The sequence below is a fragment of the Mycobacterium sp. TH-M116 genome (assembly GCF_057473685.1).
Genome location: NZ_JBYCLC010000022.1, coordinates 19,180 through 27,527 on the forward strand (window position 1 = coordinate 19,180; position 8,348 = coordinate 27,527).

The window sequence follows — 8,348 nt, forward strand, 5'->3', positions numbered from 1 at the left end:
GGTCGCCCCGATACAGGGTGCGGGGCGGCCGCCGCCTGCGTCCCGCCTGCACCGGGCCCGCGGTCGACGCCTGCGTACTCGACACTGTGTTCACCGCCTTCCCGGAATTTCCAGCCTAACCCGGCCGCGTTGCGGCCCGGGTTAGGGTGGCTTACTCACGTCGAGCGTCGGTGAACGGGGTGCGCTGTGCCAGAGTTGGACTGGAATGCATTGCGCTGCAAAGCAATTGATGTCTCGGCCTACGCGTACGCGCCGTATTCGCGCTTCGCGGTGGGTGCGGCGGCGCTGGTCGACGACGGCCGGGTGGTCATCGGCTGCAATGTGGAGAATGTCTCCTATGGCCTGGGTCTCTGCGCCGAGTGCTCGGTGGTGTCCGCGCTGTACGCGACGGGAGGCGGGCGCCTGGTCGCCCTGTCCTGCGTCGACGCGACGGGGGCGCCGCTGATGCCGTGCGGGCGGTGCCGTCAGGTGCTGCTCGAGCACGGCGGCCCCGGGTTGCTGATCGACCATCCTGCCGGGCCTCGCCGGCTCGGCGACCTGCTGCCCGACGCTTTCGGTCCCGACGACCTGGCTCGTTCATGACGTTCGACGCCCCGACGGTGATCAGGACCAAGCGCGACGGCGGCCGACTCTCCGATGCCGCCATCGACTGGGTGATCGACGCCTACACCCACGGCGCCGTCGCCGCCGAACAGATGTCGGCGCTGCTGATGGCGATCGTGTGGCGCGGCATGGACCGCGCCGAGATCGCGCGGTGGACCGCGGCGATGCTGGCCTCGGGCGCGCGGCTCGACTTCACCGACCTGCCCGTCCCGACCGTCGACAAGCACTCCACCGGCGGGGTCGGCGACAAGATCACCCTGCCGCTCGTGGCCGTCGTCGCGGCCTGCGGGGCGGCGGTGCCCCAGGCGTCGGGCCGCGGGCTCGGGCACACCGGCGGCACCCTGGACAAGCTGGAGTCCATCGCCGGGTTCACCGCCGAACTGTCCAATCGGCGCGTGCGCGAACAGCTTCGGCAGGTCGGCGCGGCGATCTTCGCCGCCGGCGAGCTGGCCCCAGCCGACGCCAAGCTGTACGCGTTGCGCGACATCACCGGCACCGTCGAGTCGCCGCCGCTGATCGCCAGCTCGGTGATGAGCAAGAAGCTGGCCGAGGGGGCGGGTGCGCTGGTGCTCGACGTGAAGGTCGGCTCCGGGGCGCTGACGTCCTCGCCGGCGCAGGCCCGGGAGCTGGCGCACATCATGGTCGAGCTGGGTGCGGCCCACGGGGTGCCCACCCGCGCGCTGCTGACGGACATGAACACCCCGCTGGGCGCGACTGTCGGCAACGCGCTCGAGGTCACCGAGTCGCTGGAGGTGCTGGCCGGCGGCGGCCCTCCGGACGTGGTGGAGCTGACGTTGGCGCTGGCCGCAGAGATGCTGCAGCTCGCCGGGATCGACGGCCGCGACCCCGCCCGGACGCTGCGCGACGGCACCGCGATGGACTTGTTCCGCCGGCTGGTCGCCGCCCAGGGCGGGGACTTGTCGGTACCGCTGCCCATCGGTGCGCATTCCGAGACCCTGACCGCCGCCCGGGGCGGCACAATGGGCGATATCGACGCGATGGCGGTGGGTATGGCGGCTTGGCGGCTCGGGGCGGGGCGATCCCGCCCCGGCGGGGCCGTGCAGCCGGGTGCCGGCATCAGGATCCACCGCCGCCCGGGGGAGCCGGTGGCGCCGGGGGCTCCGCTGTTCACGCTCTACACCGACACCCCCGAACGTCTCGGCGCCGCGATCGCCGAGCTGGACGGCGGCTTCGGGGTCGGCGACACACCCCCGCAGCCCAGGCCACTGATCATCGAACGGATCCTTACATGAGCGACCTGGACCTCGAGCAGATCGCGAAGGCACCCAAGGCCCTGCTGCACGATCACCTCGACGGGGGCCTGCGCCCGTCGACCGTGATCGACATCGCCGGTGCGACCGGCTACGACGGGCTGCCCGCCACCGACGTCGACGAGCTGGCGACCTGGTTTCGCACCCGCTCGCACAGCGGTTCGCTGGAGCGCTACCTCGAACCGTTCTCGCACACGGTGGCCGTGATGCAGACCCCCGACGCGCTGTACCGCGTGGCCCACGAATGCGTGGAGGACCTGGCCGCCGATGCGGTGGTCTACGCCGAGATCCGGTTCGCCCCCGAGCTGCACATCGACCGCGGGATGTCCTTCGACGAGATCGTCGACGCCGTGCTGACCGGCTTCGTCGACGGGGAGAAGGCCTGCGCCGACGCGGGCCGCCCGATCGTGGTGCGGCTGCTGGTCACCGCCATGCGTCACGCCGCGGTGTCCCGCGAGATCGCCGAGCTGGCGATCCGCTGGCGGGACCGGGGCGTCGTCGGGTTCGACATCGCCGGGGCCGAGGCCGGCAACCCGCCGACGCGGCACCTGGACGCGTTCGAGTACATGCGGGACAACAACGCGCGCTTCACGATCCACGCCGGTGAGGCGTTCGGGCTGCCGTCCATCCATGAGGCGATCGCGTTCTGCGGCGCCGATCGGCTGGGTCACGGGGTCCGTATCGTCGACGACATCGACGTGCTGGGCAGCGGTCCCGAAGCCGGACAGGTCCGGCTGGGCCGGCTTGCCTCGATCCTGCGGGACAAGCGCGTCCCGCTGGAGCTGTGCCCGAGCTCCAATGTGCAGACCGGCGCGGTCAAGAGCATTTCGGATCACCCGTTCGATCTGCTGGCCCGCGCCCGGTTCCGGGTCACCGTGAACACCGACAACCGGCTGATGAGCGACACCTCGATGAGCGTGGAAATGCACCGATTGGCGCAGGCGTTCGGCTACGGGTGGAGCGACCTGGAGCGGTTCACCATCAACGCGATGAAGTCGGCGTTCATCCCGTTCGACCAGCGACTAGCGATCATCGACGAGGTGATCAAGCCGCGCTACGCGGTGCTGATCGGCTAGGCCGGCGGCCGTTTCGGGCTCGTCGCCGGTCATGTCCACCAACAGCCACTCGCGATGCACGAGTGGGGATCATACGAGGGGGCACGCCAACACGGGACAGATCGGCGCGATGAGACGCCTCAGGAGAATCCGTACAGCACCATCGTGATGCCCCCGATGACGAGGGTCGTCGCTGTCATCGCATGGCGGCGATGCTGGATCCAGCGCCTGACCTGATCGAGCAGCGGGTCGATGCGCGGCCCGACGACAACGTAGGCCAGCACGGGAGCGGCTACGGTCGAGCTTGCCAGCGCGGCATAGCAGGCGACGGCCGCCGCCGTCCCGGCCACCGGCAACCCGACGGTGGCGATCTGTGTTCCCGCAGCCGCGCTGGCCGCAAGCACTTTCGGGTTGGCCAGCATGGGGAAGATCCCGATCGCGGCCGCAACCGACGGAGTGATGCGCCCGGCTCTGCTGTCCCAGCCCGTCTCATTGGCGGTCCGGCCACGCCGCCGCCACACCCACGCGCCGAATGCGACGAGTGCCGCCCCGATCCCCACGACCAACCAATCGGTCCACGGCGGTGCCGGACCCTTCAGGCTGTCGAACAACCGCGGGATGCGCATGGATGCCGTCGTCAACGCGGTCAGCGAGACCAACCTGCCCAGCAGATAGGCGATGCTGGACGACCGGGGCCGGTCGTTGTGGACGAGCAGCACCAACGTCAACACGACGGGTACCGGGGAAAGCGCCACCACAAACGCCGGTGCGGCCAGCTTCGCGACCATCAGACCCCACGGTCCGAATAATTCCACCCCATGCCCCCCGACCGCGTCCAGTCCGTCAAGTATGGCCGGGGCGGCTGCCCGCGGCGGAGTGACGAAAATTTCCGATACCGTACCCCCTCGGGTATGTCGTCCGCGTGCCCGACCACCGTCAAGGCATCGCCGACCGCCCGCGGGCGACGGGCTGTGCAGCCTCACGTTGCGACGCATAGTGTGGCGGCAAATATAGTGTGACGGCAAATGAAGTTGCCTCTGTTGGGTCCGGTCTCGCTCACCGGTTTCCAGAACGCGTGGTTCTTTCTGTTCCTGCTGGTCGTGCTACTGGTGCTGGGCGCCTACGTCACACAGCAGTTCGCCCGCCGTCGGCGGGTGCTGCGATTCGCCAACATGGAGGTGCTCGAAAGTGTCGCCCCGCCGCGTCCCAGCCGGTGGCGCCACGTACCGACAATCCTGCTGGCCATGTCGCTGGTGCTGCTGACCACCGCGATGGCCGGGCCGACGTCGGATGTCCGGATTCCGCTCAACCGCGCGGTGGTGATGCTGGTCATCGACGTCTCGGAATCCATGGAAGCCACCGATGTCCCGCCGACCCGGCTGGCCGCCGCGAAAGTGGCGGGCAAGCAGTTCGCCGACGAGCTGACGCCGGCCATCAACCTCGGACTGGTCGAGTTCGCGGCCAATGCCACGCTGCTGGTCGCACCGACCACGAACCGGGCTGCCGTGAAGTCGGCGATCGACGGCTTGGAGCCGGCTCCGAAAACCGCAACGGGAGAAGGGATTTTCACCGCGATGCAGGCCATCGCGACGGTCGGCGCGGTGCTGGGCGGCGGCGACGGCCCCCCGCCGGCGCGCATCGTGCTGGAATCCGACGGCGCCGAGAACGTCCCGCTGGACCCCAATGCCCCGCAGGGGGCCTTCACCGCGGCGCGCGCCGCGAAATCCCAGGGCATCGAGATATCGACGATCTCCTTCGGCACGCCCGACGGCACCGTCGAATACCAGGGCGCCACCATCCCCGTCCCGGTCGACGACGAGACGTTGCAGAAGATCTGCGAGATCACCGGCGGTCAGTCGTTCCACGCCGACAGCCTGGAATCGCTCAAGCGGGTTTATGAGACGCTGCAGCGCCAGATCGGCTACCAGACCGTGAGAGGTGACGCGAGCCTGCCGTGGATGCTGCTGGGCACGCTGGCCCTCGGCGGCGCCGTGCTGGCCGGTCTGCTGCTGAACCGCAGGCTGCCGTCCTGAGCGCTCAGACGGGCAGGCGCCGGTTGATCAACAAGGCCATCGCCGCGGCCAGCACGGCGGTGATCACGCCGAGCCGTAGCCATCCGGCGCTGCCGGGACCGGCCACGGTGCGGTACCCGATCTCGTTCTCGATGTTGTCGTAGCTCTTCTCGAGCTCGCCGATGTTGGTGGCGGTGTAGTACTGGCCGCCGGAGAGCCGGGCGATCGTCTTCATCTGGTCTGGCTTGACGGGGACCGCGACCCGCACCCCGTCCAGGTCGATCTCGCCGGTCGGCGTCCCGAACGCGATCGTCGAGACCGGCACCCCCTGGTCCTTGGCCAGGCGCGCGGCCGTGTAGGCGCCGTCGTGCGGATCCTGGGGATCGGACGGCTTGTTCTCGGCCCCGTCGGACAGCAGGATGATCCGGGCCGGCGGGGGAGAGTCGCCCCCGGTGACGTCTGCGGCCCCGATCGCGTGCAGGGCGGTGAAGATGGCCTCGCCGGTGGCGGTGCCGTCGCCGAACTCCAGCTTCTTGAGGGCATCGACCGTCGCCTGGTGCTGCGGGGTCGGCGGTACGAGCAGGTAGGGGGTTCCGGCGAATCCGACCAGCCCGAGGTTGATGCCCGGGGTCAGCTGGGCGGCGAACTGGCCGGCCGCCTGCTCTGCGGCCTTGAGCCGGTTGGGGTCGACGTCGGTGGCCTTCATCGACTGGGACATGTCGACGACGAGCATGATGACCGCGCGGTTGCGCGGTATGCGCATGTCATGAGTCGGGGTGGCCAGCGCGACGGTCAGCAGGGCCAGGCTCAGCAGCGACACGGCGATCGGGAGGTGCCGCCACACCGACTGCGGCACCTGGGCCTCGGTGAACCGCCGCAGTCGCCGCGCGCGGCGGGACTGGACGAGCAGGTATACCCCCAGCAGGGCCAGCGGAACCAGGCCGAACAGCAACAGGGCCGGGCGCTGGAATCCGTACAGGGGCAATGGGCCGACCCCGGGAAACGACACCCGCCAGTAAAGAGGACTCCGGTAGGCCCGTCAAACCGCGGTGGCTGTTCGCGCCCTACTCGCGCCTGAGCCGCCCGTCGACGAATTGTTCGAGCTTCTCCCACTCCCGCACCACCGCGGCGTACGGCGGGCCCGGCTTGGTCACCGAACCGGGCTCGAGTACGGCGGCCACCAGCGTGCCCAGCGGCCGGCCCGGCTCCAGCGCAGTGTCCACCACCGGGTCCTCGGCGTAGTCGCCGACGTCGCGGAGCAACTCGACGACCAGGTCGAGCTGGTCGCGGTCCACGGCGTCCGGCCCGTCGGCCAGGTCGTCGGCCAGCCCGCTGAGGACGTAGACGTTGTCGTCGGTGACCTCGACGGCCAGTGAGCCGTCGGTCGCCGCGGTGCGGATGTCGTCATAGGTGCTCAGGTCCGACAGGTCGTGGTCGTGCTCGTCGGCCAGGTAGCGGGCCAGCGCCCGTTCCGAGGTGAACACGCTGATCCGCCCGTTGCGGCCGAGGAAGACCGGCTCGTCGTCGAGGTAGCAGCGCAAGGTGTAGAACGTGCCGGCACTCATCATGATTCGGATCGGGTCGATGCCCACTCGGAGCCAGAAGTCTTCGTCGCCGCCCAGGACGATGGTGTCGCCGGGCGCGCGCGCCTCATCCTGGTCGGCGGTTTCCTCCCCAGCTTTCTCCCCGGACTCACCGGACTCTTCAGACTCCCCGGTCTGGTCGGCCGCGGGGTCCTCGTCGGACGCATCCTCGTCGGTCTCGTCGGTCTCGTCGGTGTCCGGCTCTTCCTGGGGTTCCTCGGCGAGTTCCTCGGCGGCCTGTGCGGACAGCGCGGCGGCGACCTCGGGGCTGGTGATGATCCCCTCGATTGCGGTGAGCACGTCATCCCAGCCCCGACCGATGATCTCGGCGATGAGGTTCCAGCGTTTGTGACCGGCCCTGCCGGTGAAGTTCGCGATTCCGCCTGTGACCGTACCCAGGCTCGGGTTGCCGTTGAAGAACTTCGACACAGCCGGCAGCTCGCACACCGATCCGAGCGACGACACGATCGCCAGCGCGCGCGCCACCGTGGCCACCGACTCCTCGGTCGGCTTCTCGGCGGCCAATTCCTCCACGGCGACCAGGTCGAACCGCCCGTCCTCGGCGGGATCGAGTGAGTGCGCGTGCGACGAGGCCAGTTCCTTCCATGCGGGGTGGTCGACGAGGTCGTTGTCGGTGTCCGAACGCACGAACGCGACCAGGTCGGCCACGGACTCGAAGGCGAACAGATCCTCGTCCTTGCCCAGGAACGCCTCCCATTCGTCACCGTCGTCGCGCCAGCGTGGCGCCCACAGGGTGTGGCGGTCACCGATGGACAGGCTCAGTCGGATGGGCACGAGGTCAGCAGCCATGCGGCACACAATAGCGACGGCACACGACAGTGACGGCCCCGGGACCTTCGGGTTCAGCCTGCCCAGATGTCGGTGATCACCGGCGCGTTCGCGGCATACCCGGTCTTGGGCAGCCCGTACATCTGCTCCAGCGTCGACAGCACGTTGTAGTGGCTGATCTGCTCGCCGTAGGTGCCGGGCCGCACGTGGGCCCCGTAGAACACGGTCGGGATCCGGTTGCGGCTGGAGTTGTCGTCCTCGTCCCAGGTCACGACGAGCAGGCTGTTGTTCGCCACGGACCAGTTGGCGTACCCCGAGAGGTTGCGGTTGAGCCAGTCGTCGGCCTGCGGGATGGTGCCGTCGTGCATGTTGTGGTCGTTGTCGGGGATGACGAACGACACCGTGGGCAGGGCGGCGTAATTTCCCATCGGGAAGGCCGAGAAGGGCAGCGACGTGGTGGGCGGCACATTGGTGAAGTTCGCCCAGGGCACGTGCTTGCGCGCATACTTGCCCGCGCTGCACACCGGTGAGCCGACCGTGGGCAGCCCCTCGGAGAACCCGGCGAACGTGTAGCCCGCGGCCAGCAGCTCGGACGCCAGGTTGGGGGCCGCGCCGACGTTGACCGGGCATGCGTCGGTGGTCACCCCGAACGTGCTGCCGGCGAACAGCGCCAGGTAGTTCGGTTCGCTGGGATGAGTCTCGGCGAACGACGCGGCCATGTTCGCGCCACGCGCGGCCAGGGCGTTGATGAACGGTGCCGCCTTGTTTCCGATGATGTTGGCCGCCGCGCGGTTCTCCTCGATCACGATGACCACGTGAGCCAGCTGCGGTACGGCGACGGCCGCCAGATCAACCCCCGAAGACATCGGCGGCGCCGCGGCCGGTGGAGTGACCAGCGGCCCGGCCAGCGCCAGCACCGCCGCCAGCGCCACGGTCGTGGCCGGCCCGACGGCTCGACGCAGCTTGCCTTGCAGCGTTCCCCTGCCCCGCACCCGGGCATTCTATGGGCGGTAGCGGGTCCGCTGCGCGAACGTA

General features: G+C 69.5%; 8 protein-coding genes. 4 read left to right on the forward strand and 4 right to left on the reverse strand.

Features of this window, described 5'->3' with window-relative positions; genetic code table 11:
* The first annotated feature begins 186 nt into the window (after positions 1 to 186).
* From AC2VOK_RS00795 to AC2VOK_RS00805, 3 genes are read left to right on the forward strand one after another with little or no spacing between them, the layout of a single operon-like run.
* Positions 187 to 582 (forward strand): cytidine deaminase, encoded by a 396-nt coding sequence (locus AC2VOK_RS00795; RefSeq protein ID WP_428898773.1) that lies wholly within the window; start codon positions 187 to 189, stop codon positions 580 to 582.
* On the forward strand, positions 579 to 1,856 hold the full coding sequence (locus AC2VOK_RS00800; protein WP_428898774.1) for a thymidine phosphorylase: 1,278 nt from the start codon (positions 579 to 581) through the stop codon (positions 1,854 to 1,856). The genes AC2VOK_RS00795 and AC2VOK_RS00800 overlap by 4 nt, the downstream gene beginning before the upstream one ends.
* A complete protein-coding gene (locus AC2VOK_RS00805; protein WP_428898775.1) occupies positions 1,853 to 2,950 on the forward strand; it encodes an adenosine deaminase in 1,098 nt (365 codons plus the stop codon). Before AC2VOK_RS00800 ends, AC2VOK_RS00805 begins: the two co-directional genes overlap by 4 nt.
* Positions 2,951 to 3,069: 119 nt before the next feature.
* On the opposite strand, the gene AC2VOK_RS00810 is transcribed toward AC2VOK_RS00805, so the two are convergent.
* Positions 3,070 to 3,717: a GAP family protein gene (locus AC2VOK_RS00810; RefSeq protein ID WP_428898776.1), complete on the reverse strand. Its 648-nt coding sequence runs from the start codon at positions 3,715 to 3,717 to the stop codon at positions 3,070 to 3,072.
* 237 nt (positions 3,718 to 3,954) lie between these two features.
* On the opposite strand from AC2VOK_RS00810, the gene AC2VOK_RS00815 reads away from it, so the two are divergent.
* On the forward strand, positions 3,955 to 4,962 hold the full coding sequence (locus AC2VOK_RS00815; RefSeq protein ID WP_428898777.1) for a VWA domain-containing protein: 1,008 nt from the start codon (positions 3,955 to 3,957) through the stop codon (positions 4,960 to 4,962).
* Between the two features lie 4 nt (positions 4,963 to 4,966).
* Here the strand turns inward: AC2VOK_RS00815 and AC2VOK_RS00820 are convergent, their stop codons facing one another.
* Genes AC2VOK_RS00820 through AC2VOK_RS00830 form a run of 3 tightly spaced genes read right to left on the reverse strand, consistent with a single transcriptional unit; the run spans position 4,967 to position 8,179 of the window.
* On the reverse strand, positions 4,967 to 5,950 hold the full coding sequence (locus tag AC2VOK_RS00820; RefSeq protein ID WP_428898778.1) for a VWA domain-containing protein: 984 nt from the start codon (positions 5,948 to 5,950) through the stop codon (positions 4,967 to 4,969).
* 55 nt (positions 5,951 to 6,005) lie between these two features.
* A complete protein-coding gene (satS, locus tag AC2VOK_RS00825; protein WP_428898779.1) occupies positions 6,006 to 7,334 on the reverse strand; it encodes a protein export chaperone SatS in 1,329 nt (442 codons plus the stop codon).
* A 53-nt stretch (positions 7,335 to 7,387) separates the two neighbouring features.
* Complete coding sequence (locus AC2VOK_RS00830; RefSeq protein WP_428898781.1) at positions 7,388 to 8,179, reverse strand: alkaline phosphatase family protein; 792 nt, start codon at positions 8,177 to 8,179, stop codon at positions 7,388 to 7,390.
* Positions 8,180 to 8,348 lie beyond the last annotated feature (169 nt).

Coding starts and splice junctions, on each gene's coding strand:
- AC2VOK_RS00830 (WP_428898781.1), bottom strand. CDS start 8,179: ATGTCTTCGGGGGTTGATCTGGCGGCCGTCGCCGTACCGCAGCTGGCT.
- satS (WP_428898779.1), bottom strand. CDS start 7,334: ATGGCTGCTGACCTCGTGCCCATCCGACTGAGCCTGTCCATCGGTGAC.
- AC2VOK_RS00815 (WP_428898777.1), top strand. CDS start 3,955: ATGAAGTTGCCTCTGTTGGGTCCGGTCTCGCTCACCGGTTTCCAGAAC.
- AC2VOK_RS00800 (WP_428898774.1), top strand. CDS start 579: ATGACGTTCGACGCCCCGACGGTGATCAGGACCAAGCGCGACGGCGGC.
- AC2VOK_RS00810 (WP_428898776.1), bottom strand. CDS start 3,717: ATGGTCGCGAAGCTGGCCGCACCGGCGTTTGTGGTGGCGCTTTCCCCG.
- AC2VOK_RS00805 (WP_428898775.1), top strand. CDS start 1,853: ATGAGCGACCTGGACCTCGAGCAGATCGCGAAGGCACCCAAGGCCCTG.